19 protein-coding genes are annotated in these 20,952 nt (G+C 40.0%); 16 read left to right on the top strand and 3 right to left on the bottom strand.

The window, feature by feature from the left end; all coding sequences use genetic code 11:
- Positions 1-182: 182 nt before the first annotated feature.
- The 5 genes from C1A47_RS13070 (at position 183) to puuE (ending at position 5,910) form a co-directional block, all read left to right on the top strand.
- On the top strand, positions 183-1,295 hold the full coding sequence (locus C1A47_RS13070; protein ID WP_227539781.1) for a porin: 1,113 nt from the start codon (positions 183-185) through the stop codon (positions 1,293-1,295).
- 79 nt (positions 1,296-1,374) lie between these two features.
- Positions 1,375-2,835, top strand: a complete 1,461-nt coding sequence (locus tag C1A47_RS13065; protein ID WP_111895504.1) for an NCS1 family nucleobase:cation symporter-1 — start codon at positions 1,375-1,377, stop codon at positions 2,833-2,835.
- Between the two features lie 103 nt (positions 2,836-2,938).
- On the top strand, positions 2,939-3,637 hold the full coding sequence (locus tag C1A47_RS13060) for an aspartate/glutamate racemase family protein (protein WP_111895462.1): 699 nt from the start codon (positions 2,939-2,941) through the stop codon (positions 3,635-3,637).
- Between the two features lie 147 nt (positions 3,638-3,784).
- A complete protein-coding gene (gene alc, locus C1A47_RS13055; protein ID WP_111895461.1) occupies positions 3,785-4,798 on the top strand; it encodes an allantoicase in 1,014 nt (337 codons plus the stop codon).
- Positions 4,799-4,947: 149 nt separating this feature from the next.
- Positions 4,948-5,910, top strand: coding sequence for an allantoinase PuuE (puuE, locus tag C1A47_RS13050; RefSeq protein WP_111895460.1), 963 nt, complete (start codon positions 4,948-4,950; stop codon positions 5,908-5,910).
- A 67-nt stretch (positions 5,911-5,977) separates the two neighbouring features.
- On the opposite strand, the gene C1A47_RS13045 is transcribed toward puuE, so the two are convergent.
- Complete coding sequence (locus C1A47_RS13045; protein ID WP_111895459.1) at positions 5,978-6,553, bottom strand: TetR/AcrR family transcriptional regulator; 576 nt, start codon at positions 6,551-6,553, stop codon at positions 5,978-5,980.
- A 571-nt stretch (positions 6,554-7,124) separates the two neighbouring features.
- On the opposite strand from C1A47_RS13045, the gene C1A47_RS13040 reads away from it, so the two are divergent.
- The 7 genes from C1A47_RS13040 to C1A47_RS13010 all read left to right on the top strand — a co-directional run bounded on the left by C1A47_RS13040 (position 7,125) and on the right by C1A47_RS13010 (position 13,071).
- Positions 7,125-8,231: an alkene reductase gene (locus C1A47_RS13040; RefSeq protein ID WP_111895458.1), complete on the top strand. Its 1,107-nt coding sequence runs from the start codon at positions 7,125-7,127 to the stop codon at positions 8,229-8,231.
- Between the two features lie 56 nt (positions 8,232-8,287).
- Positions 8,288-8,935, top strand: coding sequence for an NAD(P)-dependent oxidoreductase (locus tag C1A47_RS13035; RefSeq protein WP_111895457.1), 648 nt, complete (start codon positions 8,288-8,290; stop codon positions 8,933-8,935).
- A gap of 262 nt (positions 8,936-9,197) precedes the next feature.
- Entirely contained in the window at positions 9,198-10,088 is an 891-nt protein-coding gene (gene yddG, locus C1A47_RS13030; protein ID WP_205669598.1) for an aromatic amino acid DMT transporter YddG, read from the top strand.
- Positions 10,089-10,290: 202 nt separating this feature from the next.
- The gene (locus C1A47_RS13025; RefSeq protein WP_111895456.1) at positions 10,291-10,983 is read left to right on the top strand and encodes a dienelactone hydrolase family protein; all 693 of its coding nucleotides are present in this window, start codon (positions 10,291-10,293) and stop codon (positions 10,981-10,983) included.
- The gene (locus C1A47_RS13020; protein ID WP_111895455.1) at positions 10,980-11,828 is read left to right on the top strand and encodes a DMT family transporter; all 849 of its coding nucleotides are present in this window, start codon (positions 10,980-10,982) and stop codon (positions 11,826-11,828) included. Before C1A47_RS13025 ends, C1A47_RS13020 begins: the two co-directional genes overlap by 4 nt.
- A gap of 149 nt (positions 11,829-11,977) precedes the next feature.
- Entirely contained in the window at positions 11,978-12,481 is a 504-nt protein-coding gene (locus tag C1A47_RS13015) for a cupin domain-containing protein (RefSeq protein ID WP_111895454.1), read from the top strand.
- Between the two features lie 59 nt (positions 12,482-12,540).
- On the top strand, positions 12,541-13,071 hold the full coding sequence (locus C1A47_RS13010; RefSeq protein ID WP_111895453.1) for an NIPSNAP family protein: 531 nt from the start codon (positions 12,541-12,543) through the stop codon (positions 13,069-13,071).
- A 49-nt stretch (positions 13,072-13,120) separates the two neighbouring features.
- Here C1A47_RS13010 and C1A47_RS13005 read toward each other — a convergent pair whose 3' ends face one another.
- Both C1A47_RS13005 and C1A47_RS13000 read right to left on the bottom strand, forming a co-directional pair.
- Positions 13,121-14,326 carry a maltoporin gene (locus C1A47_RS13005; protein WP_111895452.1) on the bottom strand — a complete coding sequence of 402 codons (1,206 nt, stop codon included), beginning with the start codon at positions 14,324-14,326 and terminating at the stop codon, positions 13,121-13,123.
- 131 nt (positions 14,327-14,457) lie between these two features.
- Complete coding sequence (locus C1A47_RS13000) at positions 14,458-15,828, bottom strand: purine-cytosine permease family protein (RefSeq protein WP_111895451.1); 1,371 nt, start codon at positions 15,826-15,828, stop codon at positions 14,458-14,460.
- Between the two features lie 431 nt (positions 15,829-16,259).
- Here C1A47_RS13000 and C1A47_RS12995 point away from each other — a divergent pair, with 431 nt between their 5' ends.
- The 4 genes from C1A47_RS12995 to C1A47_RS12980 form a co-directional block, all read left to right on the top strand.
- Positions 16,260-17,735 carry an aldehyde dehydrogenase family protein gene (locus tag C1A47_RS12995; RefSeq protein WP_111895450.1) on the top strand — a complete coding sequence of 492 codons (1,476 nt, stop codon included), beginning with the start codon at positions 16,260-16,262 and terminating at the stop codon, positions 17,733-17,735.
- A 65-nt stretch (positions 17,736-17,800) separates the two neighbouring features.
- Positions 17,801-18,820 (top strand): proline racemase family protein, encoded by a 1,020-nt coding sequence (locus C1A47_RS12990; protein WP_264756268.1) that lies wholly within the window; start codon positions 17,801-17,803, stop codon positions 18,818-18,820.
- 18 nt (positions 18,821-18,838) lie between these two features.
- Entirely contained in the window at positions 18,839-20,494 is a 1,656-nt protein-coding gene (locus C1A47_RS12985) for a choline dehydrogenase (protein ID WP_111895448.1), read from the top strand.
- 63 nt (positions 20,495-20,557) lie between these two features.
- On the top strand, positions 20,558-20,952 hold a 395-nt coding region (locus C1A47_RS12980; protein WP_111895447.1), incomplete at its 3' end, for a cupin domain-containing protein.

The raw sequence follows: 20,952 nt of genomic DNA, 5'->3' as shown, positions 1-20,952 counted from the left end.
GAGAATTAACAGTTAAAATTAAAATTAAAAAAATATAAATATTATATGTTTAGGTTAATTTTAAAAATACACATTCATTATTTTTCTTCGATCAAAAAAACATTGGCTTAGTTTTTGCACAATACAGATTGTGCACAATTTCAATCAATATTATCAACAATCTTGTTTTATGGGGTAAAGCGATGAGCAATGTTTTGGGGAAAGATGCGCTAAAAATGAAAAGAAAAATTCTGTTTGGCTTAACGATGTCGTGTACAGGATTGAGTTATGCAGGCGTAGAATTTAATACGCCAGATATGAACTTCCGTATTTCGGCTGTAATCGACACAGGGATTGCTTTTGTAACGAATGTCAAAGAAGGGAACAAAAGCAAGACTGAAGCTGTAGACAGTATTTTGGGTGTATCGAATATTGGATTTAGTGGCAGTTATAAACTGGATGACAATTACCAAGCATTTTTCAACTTGCAGTCGGGTTTTAAGCCATCAACAGGGGAACAAAATAAAGAGGGTGAGCTTTTTGACCGCAATGCTTATGTTGGGCTAAAAACGCCATATGGTGCGGTGAGTGTAGGTAAGCAATGGACATTTAATGATGACTGGTTTGTCGGAAGTGTTTTTAAAGGCGGTTACAACTCAGGCGCAGTGTTCAAAATGTCGGAATTTGATGCTGTCAGTGAGTTATATAGTAAGACTTTAAAATATGTTTCCCCAGAAATGACAGGCTGGCAGTTTGGTGGATTCTACGCGACCAAAGATGATTCTTCAAAAAACACTCACGGGCAAATTTTTTCAGGTGCAGCAAAATACACGACCAATAAAATGTTGCTGGGCGCTGCATACGAAGATCATGAAGCTCAAGATACCAGTAACCATTACCGCTTAACGACCCTAGCATCGAAGTATAGCTTCGACAAACTCACGACACGTTTGGGTTTTGCCTATGCGGATATTTCAGGGCCAGGACAATACGCTGCAATTGCCAGTAATTCAGCAAAACAAAAAGCTTGGGCAACTGAGGTTGGCGTAGATTATGCATTTACACCGAAATTCACTTTGTCGGGTGACATCATCTACAAGAAAAATACGACCTTTGAAAATAATGCCGTGGTTTACCGAACTCTGGCAATTTACAAGCTATTTGAGCCACTGAGTCTTATCGCAAACGTTGCCTATCTTAAAAATTATAAGGGATCTAGTGAGAGTTTAGTCAATACAGATTCATCACTTTCTGGTGGAGGCTATGCCAACCAAGATCAGCTTTCCACAGCACTAGGCGTCAGATTTTCATTCTAGGTTACGCAATAAAGCCGTGAGCTCAATGTCAATAAATTAGAGCTTACACATGCATATGAATATGAAGTGAGTAATGACAATGGATAACAAATCAGAAGCATTAATAAAGCCAAGTTATGATCCAGCATTAACCAATCAGGACTTAGCACCGCTCAAAAAGCAGACTTGGGGCTCGTATAACATTTTTGCTTTCTGGATGTCAGATGTCCACAGCGTTGGTGGCTATGTGACCGCAGGAAGTTTGTTTGCACTCGGTTTAAACAGTTGGCAAGTCTTAATTTCACTGCTTATCGGGATTGTGATCGTACAATTTTTTGCCAATCTGATCGCCAAGCCCAGCCAAAAAACCAGTACACCATTTCCTGTGATTTGCCGAGGAACTTTTGGTGTTTTAGGGGCTAATATTCCTGCAATTATCCGTGGCCTGATTGCGGTTGCTTGGTACGGAATCCAGACTTATTTGGCATCGAGTGCTTTTATTCTGGTGATTCTCAAGTTCAATCCAGAAATGACTGCGTATGCCGATGTTAAACAGTATGGTTTCTTGGGACTTTCATACCTCGGTTGGGTGGGTTTTATGACACTCTGGGTTTTGCAAGCTGTGGTGTTCTGGTCAGGCATGAACAGTATTCGCAAGTTTATTGACTGGGCTGGGCCAGCGGTTTATGTGGTGATGTTTGCCATGGCTGCTTGGTTAGTCACACAAGTGGGCTGGGAAAATATTGATCTCAATCTTGGTGGGGTCAAATATGAAAGTCTAGATGTTTTACCTGTGATGATTGGCGCAATTGCACTGGTTGTGTCTTACTTCTCTGGCCCTGTTTTAAACTTTGGTGACTTTTCGCGTTATGGTAAATCTTTTGAAGCGGTCAAATTTGGTAACTTCTTGGGTTTGCCAGTGAATTTCCTTGGTTTTTCATTATTAACGGTGGTGTGTATTGCCGCGACTTTACCAATTTACGGCAAACTCATTACTGATCCTGTGGAGATGGTCGGAAAATTAGACAATACATTTGTGGTGATCTTAGGCAGTCTAACGCTCATGATAGCAACAGTCGGCATCAATATTGTGGCGAACTTTGTTTCTCCAGCCTTCGACTTTTCAAACGTATCGCCAAATAAAATCAGTTGGCGTATGGGAGGAATGATCGCTGCCGTAGGTTCGATTTTTATTACCCCGTGGAATTTGTTTAACAATCCACAAGTCATTCACTACACCATTGATATTTTAGGTGCATTCATTGGGCCTTTGTTCGGTATTTTAATTGCAGATTATTATTTCATTAAAAAACAAAATGTTGTTGTCGATGATCTTTATACATTAGATCGTAACGGAAGCTATTGGTATAAAAATGGTTATAACCATCATGCGATTTATGCCCTGATTCCTTCTGCCATTATTCCAATTCTCTGTGTATTGCTACCTCAGTTCCATGCAGTTGCAAATTTCAGCTGGTTTATTGGGATGGGGCTAGGGGTGATGACTTACAGCTTTATTAGTATGAAATCATCAACTAAATATTCGAAATCGACGACTTAATTTCTCCTCGGACTCTGTTCATCATGATTGGCGGAGTCCATTACTCGGAAAGATCTTTAATTTAAGGGTCTTTCAATTTGTTTAAAAATATTCAAGGTTCATCATGCGTATTCAAGTAATTAATCCGAATACTTGTCTGGAAATGACACAGTCTATTGCTGAAAGTGCAATTAAAGTTGCAGCTGATTCAACAGAAATTATTGCAGTCTCCCCAAGTCAGGGGGTTGCATCTATAGAAGGACACTATGATGAAGCGATTGCATCCTTTCATTTATTAGAACTCGTGAAACAAGGTCAATCTCAACACGTCGATGGACATATCATTGCCTGTTTTGGTGATCCTGGTTTAGATGCAGCAAGAGAGTTAACCGATGCTCCTGTTATTGGCATAGCAGAAGCGGCTTTTCATATGGCGACTCTCATTGCAACCAAGTTTTCTATTGTTACAACGCTGAAACGAACCAAAATTATTGCAGAGCATTTGCTACATCAATACGGCTATAGCCATAAATGCGAAAAAATCCATTGCATTGATTTACCAGTACTCGATCTTGAAAAAAACGAAAAAGAAACCTACGACAAATTACTCGAAACCTGTTTGCGTGCAAAAGAAAATGATGGCGTTGGTGCGATTGTCTTGGGCTGCAGTGGTATGTCCAAGCATGTCGAATCTATCTCAAAACAATTAAATATCCCTGTGATCGATGGCGTGACCGCGGCAGTGAAATTGCTTGAAGCACTGCATGGATTAGGACTTCGTACCAGTAAATGGGGCGATTATGACTATCCCAATCAAAAGTAATGCTTAACTTTTTAGAAATTGACGATGGCATGGAGGTATTGATCTGACGGACAAGGGTGATTCACAACATGACTATCTGCAATAAGTAGGCATTGTAATTTTTATTCTCAAATTTTTTATTTAAAACTGATTCAACTTGGAAAATATATGGCAACTTTACTCGCACCAATTTTTGATATTCCGACCTATTTACAGCCGTTTACCAATCTGGCAGATCAACGAATTGGAGCCAAAATCATAGATTGCTCTGACGATTTCTTTGCAGAAGCTAAACGTATGCTCAATGCTGATGCCCCAATTTTTGTTGAAGATAAGTTTGATGATCACGGCAAATGGATGGATGGTTGGGAAACTCGGCGTAAACGTCATGCGGGTTATGATTGGTGCATCGTTAAACTGGGAGTCGCAGGAAAAATTCATGGCATAGATATCGATACCACATTCTTTACAGGCAACTATCCTGCATCAGCTTCACTTGAAGCGTGCTATGCACCTCATGATGAGCTGGAGCAGGCCGAATGGATTGATTTATTGCCCAATAGTATTTTAGGTTCAAGCCAGCACCATATTTTTGATATTGCATCGAATCAGGTGTTTACGCATATTCGCCTGAATATTTTTCCTGATGGTGGTGTTGCACGGTTACGTATTTATGGTGAAGTGCAGATTCAACTTCAAAAAAGCGATCAAATACTCGATTTACTCGCTCTGGAAAATGGTGGGCGTGTCATTGCCTACAGTGATGCACACTATGGTCATCCGCGTAACCTGATTAACCCTGGGCGTGGAATCAACATGGGGGACGGCTGGGAAACGAAGCGTCGTCGTGAACCGGGGTTTGATTGGTGTGTACTGGCTTTAGGGCAAGCAGGGAAGATTGAAAAAATCGAAATTGATACCGCCCATTTTAAAGGTAACTTTCCAGCACAGGTTTCTATTCAAGCGGTGTATGTTGAAGATGCAACAGATCCACAATTGATTCCGCAAAGTATGTTCTGGCCATTTTTGCTCGAAGCTCAAGACATGCAAATGGATCATGTACACAGTTATATCAACCAAGTTTTAGCGCATGAGAAAATTTCACATATTCGCGTCAACATGATCCCAGATGGCGGCATTAGCCGTGTGCGTGTATGGGGTAAAGTCACGGCTACTGTGTGAATAACCTGATTAAATTCATATATAAACAATTTTAGATGCTTGAGTCTGTTCCATCCAAAATGGGTTTATGAGTCAAATTACTTTGAAAATATAGTGTGTATCTCATCACTTTGAGATGCACATGTGTAGAAAAATATAAGGAGATTTGTGTGGCACAAGATTATTTACGTGGACAACAATTAATTGACCAAATCAATACCGCACCTTATTCACGTGATTTAATTGGTTATCATGGACAACCTCCAAAAGTGCAATGGCCAAACCAAGCCAGAGTTGCTGTTCAGTTTGTGCTGAATTATGAAGAAGGTGGCGAAAACCATGTTGAACATGGAGATGCAGGCTCGGAACAGTTTTTATCGGACATCATTGGCGCAGCCAGTTTTCCAGATAAACACATGTCAATGGATTCGATGTACGAATATGGCTCACGTGCTGGATTTTGGCGTATTCATCATGAGTTTAAAAAACGCAATTTACCCATGACTATTTTCGGTGTGGGGATGGCATTAGTTCGTAATCCCTACATTGTTGAGGCAATTAAAGAAGCGAATTACGATGTGGTCTCACATGGTCAGCGTTGGTTGCATTATCAAGATATGCCGATTGAACTTGAACGCCAATATATGGATCAGGCCATTAGTGTATTAGAGACTTTGTTTGGGCAGGCACCTATCGGTTGGTACACTGGGCGTGATAGTCCAAATACACGTCAATTATTGGCTGAGTTTCCTCAAATTAAATATGACTGTGACTACTATGGCGATGATTTACCATTCTGGAGTACCTTAACCAGTCTGGAAGGATATACGCGCCCACATCTGATTATTCCTTATACATTAGAAAGTAATGATATGAAGTTTAGCTCTCCTGGTGGTTTCAACAGTGGTGAGCAATTTTATCAATATCTAAAAGATTCATTTGATGTGTTGTATGAAGAAGGTGAAAGCTCTCCGAAAATGTTATCTATCGGGATGCACTGTCGTATTCTAGGACGACCAGGTCGTTTTAAAGCGTTACAACGATTCCTAGATTATATTCAAGCACATGAAAAGGTTTGGATTTGCCGACGTGGTGATATTGCTGAGCATTGGTATCAGCATCATGCAGAATGATTGATCAGTAAGACTGAAATATTTGAAAATCAATGCTGTTTTCTCAGCTACGAGTCTATTTTCCCAATTAGGCAAATAGGCTCGAAAAGATAATCTGATCAAACTCTTCAAAAGGTTTTGAATTCATCTCGACCTTCGCTCGCATAGTTGCACCTTCCCAAGAATTAATGAGGAAATCGGCAATACTTGCAGCGGGAAGATTTACTTTTATTTGTTTTTTATCTTGTGCTTCTTGGACACATTGCTCAACTGAATGTTTCCAAGATTCATATAGAGATGTAAGCCGATCTCTAAAAACTGGATGAATAGCGAGCTCAGTACTCATGTTTCCAATTAAACAACCATTCTCATAATTGTTGTTGATAATGGCTTTCGTTAATAAATTAAAGAACTCATGTAATCTTACAACGGGCTCTATATTATTGTTTTTTAATACATCTCGACGTTCTTCACCATTTGTCCAAAATCGGTCAAGTGCATATAGAGCAAGTTCATCTTTACTTGCGAAATGATTGTAAAAAGAACCTTTAGGTACGCCCGCAAAACTTGTAATGTCTTGTACAGAACAGCCATTGAATCCATTTTGATGAATTAAGTGTAGACCAGCTTCAAGAATTTTTTCTTTTACGTTTGGCTTTGGCATCTTTCAAATTCTTCCTGCAAATATAGCTCGTAATATAGGGTCGGTCAGTTCAATGATCAAGTTGTTCAGCTTTCATTTGATTTTAAAATAAAGCGACTGGTCATATTGTGAGAAATCTCAGTATACATGAAACAATTTTGCGTAGCAAAAGGGGGAAACAATGTGATTAGGCATCCATTCTGTATATGGGAAGATGGTCATCACGAATAAATTCATAAAATCCATAAATAAAACAAAATAGTGAATGCAAATCTCACATGTAATTTTCAATCAAGCCCAAACAGAAAATACTGATTTCTCAGAAAGAACCTTGCTGAATTCATCTTTAAAAATCTAGAGCCATAAGACAGCAAGTATTTTATTTATATTTTTCAATATTTTAATGAAATTACTTTATGAAATAGAATTTTTTTAACTAGCAAATAGAATTTCTTCTTGAGTTTTAAGATGACTGGTCATATTATAAATGAAAGGCTACTTTGCTAGTAAAGATCAAGATGAAAACTAGTGATGAAGTCATGGGTCGTAGAACACGGACTCTTAAAACTTTCTCTCTACAGGATTCAAATCAATGTCTACTCTAAAAATCTTTTCACCACTGAAATTGGGTCGTTACGAACTTAAACATCGTATCGTTATGGCACCACTTACGCGAATGCGTGCTCAGGACGGTAATGTTCCCAATCAATATGCTGCCGAATATTATGGTCAACGCGCATCAGAGGGTGGATTGATTATTTCTGAGGCGACTCAAATTTCACCTTATGGACAGGGATATCCTGCAACGCCGGGCATTCATTCTTCAGCGCAGATCAAAGGCTGGAAAAAAATTACCAATGCCGTGCATGCAAAAGGCGGTCTGATTTTTCTTCAGCTTTGGCATGTCGGAAGATCTTCTCATCGCAGTTTTCAACCCAATGGTGTTCTTCCAGTTGCGCCTTCAGCAATTGCGATTACCACTGAAAAGTCTTTAACACCAGAATGGCAACAAGTTGAGTACGAAACACCAAGAGCATTGGCACTAGAAGAAATTCCAGAGATTATTGCAGCGTATAAACAAGCTGCTGAAAATGCATTAGATGCTGGATTTGATGGTGTAGAAATCCATGGTGCAAATGGCTATTTATTAGAGCAGTTCTTACATGATCATTCGAATAAGCGAACTGATATTTATGGTGGCAGTATTGAAAATCGAGCAAGACTGTTATTGGAAGTAACTCAAGCGGTTATCGACGTTTGGGGAGCTGATCGTGTGGGCGTTCGACTATCTCCATTCGGTACTTATAATGACGTTGGTGATTCAGACCCGATCACATTATATCGCTATGTCCTTACTGAATTGGCTAACTTGGATATCGCTTACTTAAGTGTAATTGAAGCGAGATCTGCAAATGGCATGGAAATCAGTATGCCTCAATCGGTTGATCAACTTCGTCCATTCTGGTCAAAAACCTTAATCATTGCAGGTGGATTCAGCAAGGAATCAGCAGAAGCAGCGATTGAAGCAGGTAAGGCAGATGCGGTCGCATTTGGCCGTCAATTTATTGCAAATCCAGACTTACCCATTCGCTTTGAAACGAATGCGCCATTAAACAAATATAACCGAGCTACTTTCTATGGTGGCGGTGCGGATGGCTACATTAGCTATCCATTTCTTGAACGGCATGCCAATTCCTGATGAGCATTGAAGTTCAACACGATCTAAATAAATTAAATTTAAAAGGAATATTTCCAATGAAAGTCGTTGTATTAGCTGCAACAGGTCAAGCGGGTCGAACAATTTTGAGTGAACTGATTCTACGTGGACATGAGGTTACAGCCGTTGCCCGTACCCCGAGTAAACTCCCAAAAAGTATTCATACTATTCAAGATGACCTGAGCAATGTTGATCGGATTGCTGAGATTATTCAAGGGGCTGATGTGGTTGTCAGTGCTTTTGGTCCTCCAAAAATTGATCGCTTTTTTTCAGATGAAAGTTATACGGATGAATTGGCAAGAGTGACTGAGCGAGAAATCGCTGCTGTTCAAAAAGCGGGTGTTCCGCGATTAATTATGGTGGGTGGGGCAGGTTCGCTTTGGTTCTCATCAGGTGTGACTGTTCTTAAATCGGGGCATTGGCCAGAACATCTAGTTCCTATTGCAGTATCACACACGAAAGCTTTTGCAGCTTTAAGAGCTTCAGAAATTAATTGGACGTATTTCAGCCCACCCATGTTTATTGAACCTGGTGTTCGTACGGGTCAGTTCCGATTAGGTGGTGATGATCTGATTTTCGATGAGAACGGAAAGGCATGGGTTTCCTTTGAGGATTATGCCATTGCATTAGTGGATGAAATTGAAAAACCTCAACATGAACGTGCCCGTTTTACCATAGGTTATTAATTGATCTGCTATTTCTCCATCCACGCTAAATTGTTCAGGTGGATGGAGAAATTTTATCTAAATTAATATTGAAACACGCTTCAAAATCTCAAAGCTGATCAATGTCTTATTTGTGTATTGGCAAAATGAGAAGGCTATTCATGACATGCCCTGAGAATTGTGAGTTGCTCTTGAAAGTTGTTACTGGTTTTAACTTTTAATAGAAATTTGAGAATCACATGAGTCAATCTTAAATTTAAACGGAATCTTTTTGCGTATGGTGTTGAACAAAACAAATGCAACCTGTATTGGATTAATCGCGATTTTACTCTGGAGTTCAATTGTCGGATTAATTCGTAGTGTTAGTGAAAGTCTGGGAGCAACGGGTGGTGCAGCCATGATGTACAGTGTTGCCGCTGTATTTCTGCTGGTCAGTGTTGGATGGCGTCGTCTGGCCGAATTTCCAAAACAGTATTTGATTTGGGGCAGTTTACTGTTTGTTTCTTATGAACTGTGTTTATCGCTGTCGATAGGCTATGCCAATACCAACAGACAAGCCATTGAAGTAGGCATGATTAACTATTTATGGCCTGCACTGACCATGGTTGCTGCAATTATTTTTAATCAGCAAAAAGCCAATTTTTTGATTATTCCTGGATTTGTGATCGCAATCGGTGGTATCTGCTGGGTGCTAGGGGGAGACCAAGGCTTTGATTTGCAAGGTATGTGGCATAATATCCAACAAAACCCACTGAGTTATGGTTTGGCATTTTCAGGGGCATTGATCTGGTCTGCTTACTGTACCGTGACTGCACGAATTGCAGGAGGTACAAATGGAGTCACTTTATTTTTTATGCTGACGGCAATGGCACTTTGGCTCAAGTATTTTTTAGTCGGTGGCAGTCCAATGACCTTTGATATGCATGCCATTATTTATTTGTTGTTGGCGGCAGCGGCAATGGGCTTTGGATATGCAGCGTGGAATGTCGGAATTTTACATGGCAATGTCACCATTTTGGCAGGTGCATCGTATTTCATTCCTGTATTTTCTGCGGGCTTGGCAGCTTTGGTCTTACAGACACCCTTAACTTTGTCTTTTTGGCAAGGAGCCGCGTTGGTGTGTTTGGGGTCAATTTTATGTTGGTTCGCAACACGTGAACGTAAAAAAATTTAGTCTTTTAACTATTCATCACTTCGTGTAATGAATAGTTAAAAATTTTAAATGAATTCAATATTCTGTATTTAAAGTAAAAATGATCAGGTTTGTGCTAAACCATTAAAGTTGTTGCTAACAATTTTGGATTGATCAAATAGAAAGCTACACATGATCTCTCTTTTTAAGATAAAATGTAAACGTTTACATTTGAGGGATTGTCATGCAAAAACTGAAAATATCGTTAGAAGGGAATTTATCCGCAAATGTGCTCTATCTCCCAGCACTCCGAGATTCTGATCAGGTGTTACTTTTGCTTTCAGAAATTTGGGGGATCAACCAGCATATTTTGGAAATCGCAGAACAATATGTGAACTTGGGTTTTCATGTACTGATTCCCAATGTCTTTTTCCGTCAAAAAGAAACGGTCTGTTTAGATTATGATGAACAGGATACCCAAACGGCCTACCATTTATATCAGCAGCTCGATCTGGTTCAGGCTGCTACCGATTTAGATCAGATCATGGATCAGTCGCTCAAAATGATTGGAAAGACACAGATTCATATTCTTGGTTTCTGTATGGGGGGAACACTTTGCTATTTATTGAAAAATGCTCAGATAAAAACCCGTATTGCTTATTATGGCAGCAAGATTGGTCAATATCTTGAGCAAATCCAGTCGATTCAACAGCCTACCATCATCCATTTGGCTTTAAATGATCATCTTATTGGCCTAGAAGAAATTGATCACTTAAAAAAAGCAGTTCAAGGCTCAAAAAACATTCAGACTTTCTGCTATGACAAGGTTGGTCATGGCTTTAATTGTCCATATCGAGCGAATTACAACAAAGTGGCAAGTGAACTGGCATATCAAACCAATCTATCATTTTTAAAGAATTTTTTAGGTGAGAGATGAGTCTGATCAAGCAAAAAAATGAGGCGATCTTATTTGTTATTCTCGCGGTGTTGTTGCTTTCCTGTCATGATTTAACAGGGAAAATACTGAGTCAGCATTATTCTATCATTGTGATTTTATGGTTCAGGTATTTATTCCATTTCTTATTTGCAGGGTTGAATCTGAAATTCAAGATTGAACCTTCCCATTTTAAGAAAATTCATTGCTTACGTGCGTTACTGATGTCCTTGATTGGCATTAGCTTTATTACAGGTTTGAAATATATTCCTTTAGCAGAAGCAACCGCGATTAATTTTTTATCCCCATTGTTTGTTCTTTTGTTGTCTAAGGTCTTTTTAAAAGAAAAAATTAGCGTTGAAAATACAATTAAAATTGTCTGTGGCTTTTTGGGTATTTTGATTATTGCCCGACCGAGTGGCGATATTTTTAAACCCGAAATCCTATTTCCAATTTTAGCAGCCACTTTTTTTGCCATTTATCAGGTGCTCTCCCGAGTGGTAAGTGTGCAAGAAAAACCATTAATTTCAAATTTTTATCTGGGTTTTTATGCATTTTTAATGATGTCTGTGGTTTTACCTTTTTTCTGGGTTAATATTCATCTGGCTGATTTAATTCTATTTCTAATGATCGGTATGTTTGGCACTTTTGCGCACACATTGTTCAATCAAGCCTATACGCTACAAAGCCCAGCATTACTTTCGCCATTTACTTATTTTCAGATTGTATTTGCAACTATTTTGGGTTTTATATTTTTTCATCGTATTCCAGATGGTTTATCTCTATTTGGAGTTTTTATTATTTTGCTCTCTGGATTTAATTTAAAAAAATTCATATTTAGATCATAAAAATGTCATTTTTTATTTTGAAAAATAGCAGAACAGCGTATAATGAAAACGTTTACATTTGGGGTAATCCTCTGAGAACAACATCAAGTTCTCTTTTTTTGGATTGTTAATGTAAACGTTTACATTTATCGTAATAATGGAGTACAACAATGACAGAGATATCAGAGAAAGGCACTGTTTATTATTTCAATAAACAAACCGTAAAGAGCTACTGGCAGCCAAAACCAGCTAACGGTCATGTAACCGTTGCGGTTTCACCAGAGTTCACTCCAATGGAACGTGACTTCTCATTAGGAACACAAACTTTACCACCAGGTGGTCGTGTGCGTGAGCATGCACACCCAGGCAACGAAGAAATCCTGCATTTTATTTCAGGTCGTGGTCAGGCGATTATCGATGGGAAAGAGTATGTGCTAGAGCCGGGTGTGACCGTGTTTTTAGGCAAACATAACTCCCATACCTTCCTTAACAATGGCACAGAAGATTTGCACTGGGTTTGGTTTATGACACCAAGTGGTTTGGAAGGTTTCTTCCGAGATATCGGTCGTCCACGTACCGAAGGTGAACCTGCCCCAGAACCATTCGATCGTCCAGAAAATATTGAACAGATCGAAAGTTCAGGCAATGGTGTTTTTGCTTACACCAAAAACTAAAGCAACACAAAGACCCGAAATTCGTTTCGGGTCTTTTTTCAGCAGGATGAGGACACATCATGATTTATGAATTAAGAAGCTATTTTTTCTCTTATGAAAATTGGGACACATATAAAGAATTATTCTTTGATAAGTGTTTACCGATTCGAAAAGATGATTATGGTATTTTAAAAGGGAAGTGGATTTGTAAGCTAGATCATCAAGTGATCTTCTTTCATTTGTGGCAATATGATTCTTTAGATCATCGTCAGGCTTTACGTGAACAATTAGGTGCTCGTGATGACTGGAAGAATGATTTTATTCAATATGCACCCGCTTTATTAGATAACCAGTTTTTAAAAGTGCTCAATCCAATTGCTGCTGATTTTGATTTTAAACAAAACCTGAATCTGTTCACGATAGATTGTATGCCAGGGACATTAAAAGAGGTTTTAGGACTGATTGATCCAGAGATGGGGCAATTTAATACTCAAGAATTCCCAAATCCGAATGAATTAAAGGTGTTTTCTGTAGAAAATAATCTTTTAATTCATCATTCTAAACACATTAAAAATATTACAAATTATGAGCTGGTTTATTTAGAGGCCTGATTATGGCGAAAAAGAAAAGAGCATATGCTCTTTTCTTTTTGTTTGGGATTTACCACCAATATTCGATTTGTAAACCGAAGTTGCTGCCATTACGTGCAGTCCCGAAGTTCCCTGTAGAAGAGATGGTTGAACCTGGGCTGAGTAAATCGGCTTGTTGCTGAGCTTCTTTGTTCCAAACGGCATAGGTGTAATACAAGCGGATTTCTGGACGATCCCAGAAACCTTTACCTTTTGGAGACCATGTTGGTGCAAAGGTAAATTTGGTTAAAGTTGCTGTTTTATCGCGTTTTACTGCATCGAAGCCAACTTCACCGACCAGTTTAAACTGTGGGCTGATTGCATAAACTGGGCGAGCACCAATCGAATACCACGTTTTGTCATCTGCTGAGTTTTCACGTTGGTCTTTTTGATAAACCGCTTCAAACTGACCACTGAAATTTTCAGTAAATTGACTATCAAAAAATTCAGTCACGCGCCAACTTTTATCTTTGTGTGACAAGGTGCTATCACCTGTATAGCCTAAGCCTGTACCAGAACCATAGCCATATTGCACACTGAAGGTATTATTGAGATTGCCGATTTTCTGCTTATGCATTACGGTAATTGCGGCCCCAGAATGACTTGCAGGATCATTGGTTTTTTCGAGGTAACTGAGTCCTACCCCAATTTTTGCATCTTGATTGGCAGGAATATCTTGAATGGTAAAGTCATGGCGATTCACGGCCTTTTCTTGGAAGACGCTGTCTTTTCGAGAAAAAGAGTAGGAATAAGATAAACCATGATATTTAAAACTATCGATCCCGAAACCTGTGGCGCTTTCATCCCAGACATAGAAGTCTGAAATATGAATATCATTACGGTTGTAGAAGCGTCGTCCTGCCCAAAGATTCGCACCGTTTAAAGCACTGATGTTATTCCACATGGCATAGGCTTCTGCCCATTTGGCATAATTATCTCCAGAAAAATCTTTATCTTTCCCGAAGTCCTGATACAGTGCCAAAGTGCCTTTGACTGCCAGATTTGAACCATCGGCAAAGGTATAGAGTTTTTGTGTGCCTGTCAGTTCGGCATACTGTTCACATTCATTACCTAAACGATATTTGCTTGCTGCACCATCGAGATGAAAACAACTTTGAGTATCACCTTTGTCGCTGTAACCAATCCCTGAACGTAAATAGCCATTGAATTCAAAAGCACTGACATCAGTTACAGGTAGTAATAAACCAAGTAATAAGTAGCGTAGTTGGATGTTCATAAATTTCCCCAAAATAAACATCATTTTTTAGGTGCAACTTAGCCTGCTGTATTTTTGAATAAATACAGCATGAATTTACACCGTGGCTTGAAAAACTATTGCTTGAAAATACTTAGATCAATCTAAGTGCTTTAGTGGGTTGGGTAAGATTGAGTCGCTTTGACGGTGACCTTATTTTTGTTCCAGAAATAATACAGTGCAGCAGGAATAATAAGGGCAGGAATCCAGCTTTGGTCTGAGCCAAAAACTTGAGCGAAATAACTGTGGTAGAACGATAAATCCATAAATGGCACAGTCGATAATACACCGATCAAATAAATGACCATGGTCGAAACATTATATTTGCCATATTGACCATTCACGTCATACATATCAGGTACGCTATATTGACCTTTGCGAACCAAATAATAATCTGCGAGATTAATTGCACTCCACGGCACTAGGAAATAAATTTGTGCAATTAAAATATCTGAAAAATAAGCATTAAAGTTGTATTGGGTTTTAATTGCGATCAGCGTCGCTACAAGCGCGGTTAGACCCATTGCAACAAACTTAACTTTACGGCTAATACGTTGCATGCCATGAATGCCACTCACCATCGTAATGCCTGACATATAAGCACTATATAAGTTGAGTGAGTTAATTTCGATAACACCCATAACAATCACAACCATCGCCACTTTAGACCATGGCCCAAACAAACTGCCAATTGCATTTGCAGGGTTAGATGTTACATCTTTAAGCAAGCTTGCAAGTAATGCCCCAAGCAGCATGACTAAAGCAGCACCTAAAACATTACCTAAATAGCTATACCAAAATGTTTGTTTGTCAGAGAGTACACGTGGAAGATATCTTGAGTAATCAGCAACATAAGGGCCAAAACCGATCGCCCATGATGCAGATTGCATGATGACTAAGCCAAAAATTGCAGCTTTAAATCCTTGAGATATATCTAAAGCACCCACTGGCAGTGGTTTCTGGAAGGCAAGGATTGCAACGATTAAAAATAGACCACCAGAGAGTGCGGCCATTAAAGCACCTAGGCGGTGAATGAGTTCATAACCGACATAACCAATAATGAAAGAAATCAAGCCAAATAAAATAATCGCGGTATTATCACCGACATCCAAAAAGGCTTTAATCGCATCTCTCATTACGACGCCATTTGCTGCAGTAAATAAGATGAATGCTAAATAATTAATTAGTAAAGGAAAACCTGCACCAATGACACCAAACTGAGCACGGCTTTGGATCATTTGGGGAATCCCCAAGTGTGGTCCTTGTGAAGAGTGTGCTGCCATAAATACGGTGCCTACTGCGACACCGAGCAAAATGGCAATACACGTCCAAATGAGGCTTAATCCAGATACAATTCCTAAAGTCCCGACCACAAGTGTTGTGACTTGCATGTTGGCACTAAACCAAATTGTAAATAAGCGTTTGGGGTGACCATAACGTTCTTCATGAGGAACAAACTCAATACTGCGTTTTTCAATATCCATATTTAACTCTCATCGTTATATAGCCATTGTACATATATGGCTATGTGTTAATCAGCCAATAAAATTGACCTTTAGGAATTAATGTAAACGTTTACATTATTCGCTAAAACAAATTCCTTTTTTTTAAACTAGCAGAAATATCAAAAAAGGGAATAGGTCTTTTAAAAAAAATGTAAACGTTTTCATTTGGTATGCATATTCCATACCAAATATCAAAATCCAAGTGAAGAAGAGATTAAATACGATATTTTTTAAAATATGCGCTTTAATTTGGTTCGTAATGAATTATTTTGGTGCAAATTGATGGTCATCCTATTATCTATAAGGTTTTCTTAATTAAAAAAATGCAGGATTGCTCGATTTTTATTTGACACAAATCCAAAGTGAATATATAAATGTAAACGTTTACATTAGTATGACAGGACTGACAAATGCGCCACTATAATAATTGGATTAATGGACAGGAACTCGCGCCAATTAATGCAACCTTTATTGAACGAATCTCCCCAGCAGATGGCACAGCATTGGCTAAATTTCCAAGCAGCACACAAGGTGACTTAGAAATTGCAGTGGAAGCGGCAAACAAACTTCATTTTTCTGGCGCATGGGCAAATCTTGCAGCGTCTGAGCGTGCCAAACTTTTGGTTAAATTTGCTGAGTTAATTGAACAAAACTGTGAATTTCTTGCAAAAATTGAAGCTGAAGAAGTAGGCAAGCCAATTACTTATGCACGCGGTGAAGTAATGTGGTCGGCTGAATTAGTTAAGTTTGCAGCAGCTTTGGCTTGGCAAATTCCAGGTGAAGCACATACGCATTTAGGTGAAAATAAACTCGGTTTAGTGACCCGTGAGCCTCGCGGTGTAGTGGGAATGATCGTACCTTGGAACTTTCCAATGGTGTGTTTATTCCAAAAACTCCCATATGCAATTGCAGCAGGTTGTCCTGTCGTGATTAAACCGTCTGAATATACCTCAGGCACAGCTTTGGAAGTTGCTAAATTAGCCAAACAAGCAGGACTGCCTGATGGTTTGATCAATATTGTCTGCGGTAAAGGCTCAGTGATCGGTGATGGTTTGACTCGTCATCCAGATGTTAAAATGATTTCATTTACAGGTTCAACTGCTGTGGGTAAAACCATTGCACGGACTGCTGCCGATGATATGACTCGTGTTGCACTTGAACTTGGTGGTAAAGCAGCCAATGTGGTTTTTGCTGATGCCGATCTGGAAGCTGCACTCGATGGTGTTTTATTTGGTGTGATGCTGAACCAAGGTGAAGAATGTGTTGCTGGGACACGTTTATTGATTGAAAAGAGCATTGCAGATGACTTTGTTGCAAAACTGGTTGAGCGTGCTAAAAAAGTGGTCATTGCACATCCACTCAAAGATGAATCACAAATCGGCCCGCTGATCTATGAACAACATTATAAAAAAGTTCTAGAGTATATTGAAATTGGTAAACAAGAAGCGACTTTGGTGCTCGATGGTTCACATCCTGAAGGTGAAGACCTTGCACAAGGTTACTATGTCGGGCCAACAATTTTTACAGATGTAAAACCAGAGCACCGTATTTTTAAAGAAGAAATTTTTGGTCCTGTGCTTGCTGTGACCACTTTCGAAACACAGGAAGAAGCCGTGCAATTGGCCAATGATGTTGAATATGGTCTAGGCAATGGCTTATGGACAAAAGATATCGACAAAGCGCTTCAAGTGTCTAAGCAATTACAAAGTGGCACTGTTTTTGTGAACACATACCTTGAAGGTGCTGCTCAAATGCCATTTGGTGGTTATAAACAAAGTGGTTATGGTCGTGAAAATGGTGTGGATGCGTTGCTCGAATATTTAGAAGTGAAATCAACTTTTATCAAACTTGGTCAACGTACCCCAGTTTTACCGAACACCTTGTAATTTAAGGTGTTCAGGTAATCTTTATTGCACTATGGAATTGGTAAAGTGAAATGAACTTCAAAAGAATGATAAATGTAGTGGGCGCACACGCTGGTGGTGAACGAAATGATGTGATCACAGGAGGCGTGCTTGACGTTCCGGGTCACAGCATGTTCGACAAGATGACCTACCTTCAGCAAAATAAAGATGAAGTGCGTAAGCTCATCTTGCAAGAACCACGCGGTAGCGTGACCCAGTGTGTCAACTTGGTTTTGCCATCGAATCACCCTGAAGCGGATGTTGGCTTTGTGATTATGGAATCTGAGTACTACGTGCCCATGTCAGGAACAAACACCATTTGTACGGTGACTGTTTTATTGGAAACGGGCATGATTCCAATGGTTGAACCTGTCACTACATTTACATTGGAAGCACCGGGCGGATTAGTCCGTGTAGAGGCACGCTGTGAAAACGGTAAATGCCTCGATGTAAAATTTAAAAATGTACCTTGTTTTGTATTTGGACTCGACCAGCAGGTTGAAGTTGCAGGTCTGGGCACAGTGAAAGTCGATGTGTCTTATGGTGGCATGATCTATGCCATTGTAGATGCGCCAAGCTTAGGCTTCTCATTAACGCCTGATGAAGCTGCTGACTTGGTGACGATTGGCGAAAAAGTGAAAAAAGCGGCTGCAGAACAAGTTCCAGCGGTTCACCCTGAACAGCCACTCATTCATACCATTAATCAAACTTTGTTTGCAGGGCCAATCGGACTCACTGCTGATGGAACAAAGACTGCGAAAAATGCCGTGATTGTTTCTCCAGGACGTTTGGATCGTTCACCTTGTGGTACGGGTACAAGTGCACGTTTGGCGGTCATGCATGCACGCCAGCAAATTGCTGTGAATGAACCCTTTATTCATGAGTCGGTGATTGGCAGTAAATTTATTGGTGAAATCCAAGAATTGAGTTCAATTCAAGGACAGCCAAGCATTGTCCCAACCATCACTGGCAGTGCATGGATTACAGGCTTTTATCAACATGTTCTCGATCATTCTGATCCATTCCCTGAAGGTTTTACTTTGGGTGATACATGGAAAAAGGTCTAGGGAATTGGAGATAAGACAATGAGAGATATTTACGGACAAACAACCTTTCGTGGTTATGACTATGTGGTGATTGGATCTGGCTCGGCGGGAAGTGTCGTAGCTGCACGCCTTGCTGAAGACAATGGTACGCGAGTACTGTTACTCGAAGCGGGCCCTTCGGATCAGCATTTATTTATTCGTATGCCTGCGGCTTTAGGTTTTCCTCTCGGAAATGACCGTTTTAACTGGTTTATGCATACCGAAGAAGAACCTGAACTGAATCATCGTAAAATTTATGAAGCGCGCGGTCGGGTTTTGGGTGGCAGCTCCTCCATCAATGGGATGAACTGGGTACGTGGTAACCCTTGGGACTATGATAACTGGGAAGCTTTGGGCAATAAAGGCTGGAGCTATCAGGACTGTCTGCCATACTTCAAAAAATCTGAAAGTTTTGATCAGGGTGAAGATGACTATCGTGGTGGTTCCGGCCCGATGAAAATTGAAACCTGTAAGGCTGAAAATCCGCTCTATCATGCTTTTTTAGAGGCAGGGCAGCAAGCAGGCTATGAACAAGTCCACGATCATAACGGTTATAAGCAAGAAGGCGTGCATATTACCCAGCGTAATGTTCATAATGGACTCCGCTGGAATACATCGCGTGCTTATCTACACGAAAATCGTAATCGTAAAGAATTACATGTCTGCGATCGTGCTCAAGTGACTAAAATTGAGTATGACAATAAAAAAGCGGTACGTGTACACCTGATTTGGCATGATCAGAAACAAGTGGTTGAAATTGGGAAAGAGCTGATTATCTGTGCAGGTGCATTAAATAGCCCACACTTATTAATGCTTTCAGGCGTAGGCGATGCCAACCATTTGAAACAACATGGTATTCCTGTCGTCAGCCATATTCCGGGCGTGGGTCAAAACCTAAAGGATCATATTGCTGCACCTGTTCAGTTTAGGGCGACACAAAATGTATCGATTGCCAAAGAATTAAGCTTATTTGGTAAAGCACTGTTAGGTGCTCAGTGGCTATTCTTCAAGAAAGGTCTAGGTGCAACCAACTTCTTTGAGGTCGGTGCTTTTATCCGTACGCGTGAAGAAGTCAAAGTCCCTGATGTACAGTTTGAATTTATTCCATTACTGGGTGAATTCCAGCATGGTAGTGTCAAACTTGAAAATGGTTTTCAGTATTTCTTTAGCTTGATGCGACCAACCAGTACAGGGCGGGTCTGGTTAGGCAGTCGAGATCCTTTGGCGCATCCAAAATTTGTATTTAACTATTTATCTACTCCTGAAGATAAACGTGATGCAATTGCTGCAGTTAAAGCCATCCGCAATGTGGTTGCACAAAAAGCATGGGATCATTTGCGTGGTGAGGAAGTTACGCCAAGCGCCCAAGTTCAAACAGATGAGCAAATTCTTGCCACATTAAGAGAAACTGCGGGCACTAACTATCATCCATCGAGTACCTGCCGTATGGGACACGATGACATGAGTGTTGTCGATGAACAGGGGCGTGTGCATACCCTCGACAATGTTCGGGTTGTGGACGCTTCAATCATGCCTGAGATTCCAAGTGGTAACCTGAATGCCCCGATTATTATGATGGCAGAGAAAATTTCTGATCATATTCGCGGTAAGCATTTAGCATTGGATCATGCTGTAGATTATTATCGCTACGCTTGATCATTCTCTTTTTTTAGCTAATAATGTAAACGTTTACATTACAACCGTAATGGAGTACAACAAATGACAGACAACGTAGAGAAAGGCACCGTTTATTACTTCAATAAACAAACCGTGAAGAGCTACTGGCAGCCAAAACCCGCCAACGGTCATGTAACCGTTGCGGTTTCACCAGAGTTCACCCCAATGGAACGTGACTTCTCATTAGGAACACAAACTTTACCACCAGGTGGTCGTGTGCGTGAGCATGCACACCCAGGCAACGAAGAAATCCTGCATTTTATTTCAGGTCGTGGTCAGGCGATTATCGATGGGAAAGAGTATGTGCTAGAGCCGGGTGTGACCGTGTTTTTAGGCAAACATAACTCCCATACCTTCCTTAACAATGGCACAGAAGATTTGCACTGGGTTTGGTTTATGACACCAAGTGGTTTGGAAGGTTTCTTCCGAGATATCGG

Source organism: Acinetobacter sp. MB5 (assembly GCF_003261585.1).
GTDB lineage: Bacteria > Pseudomonadota > Gammaproteobacteria > Pseudomonadales > Moraxellaceae > Acinetobacter.
This window is presented reverse-complemented; position numbering and strand designations above follow the sequence as displayed.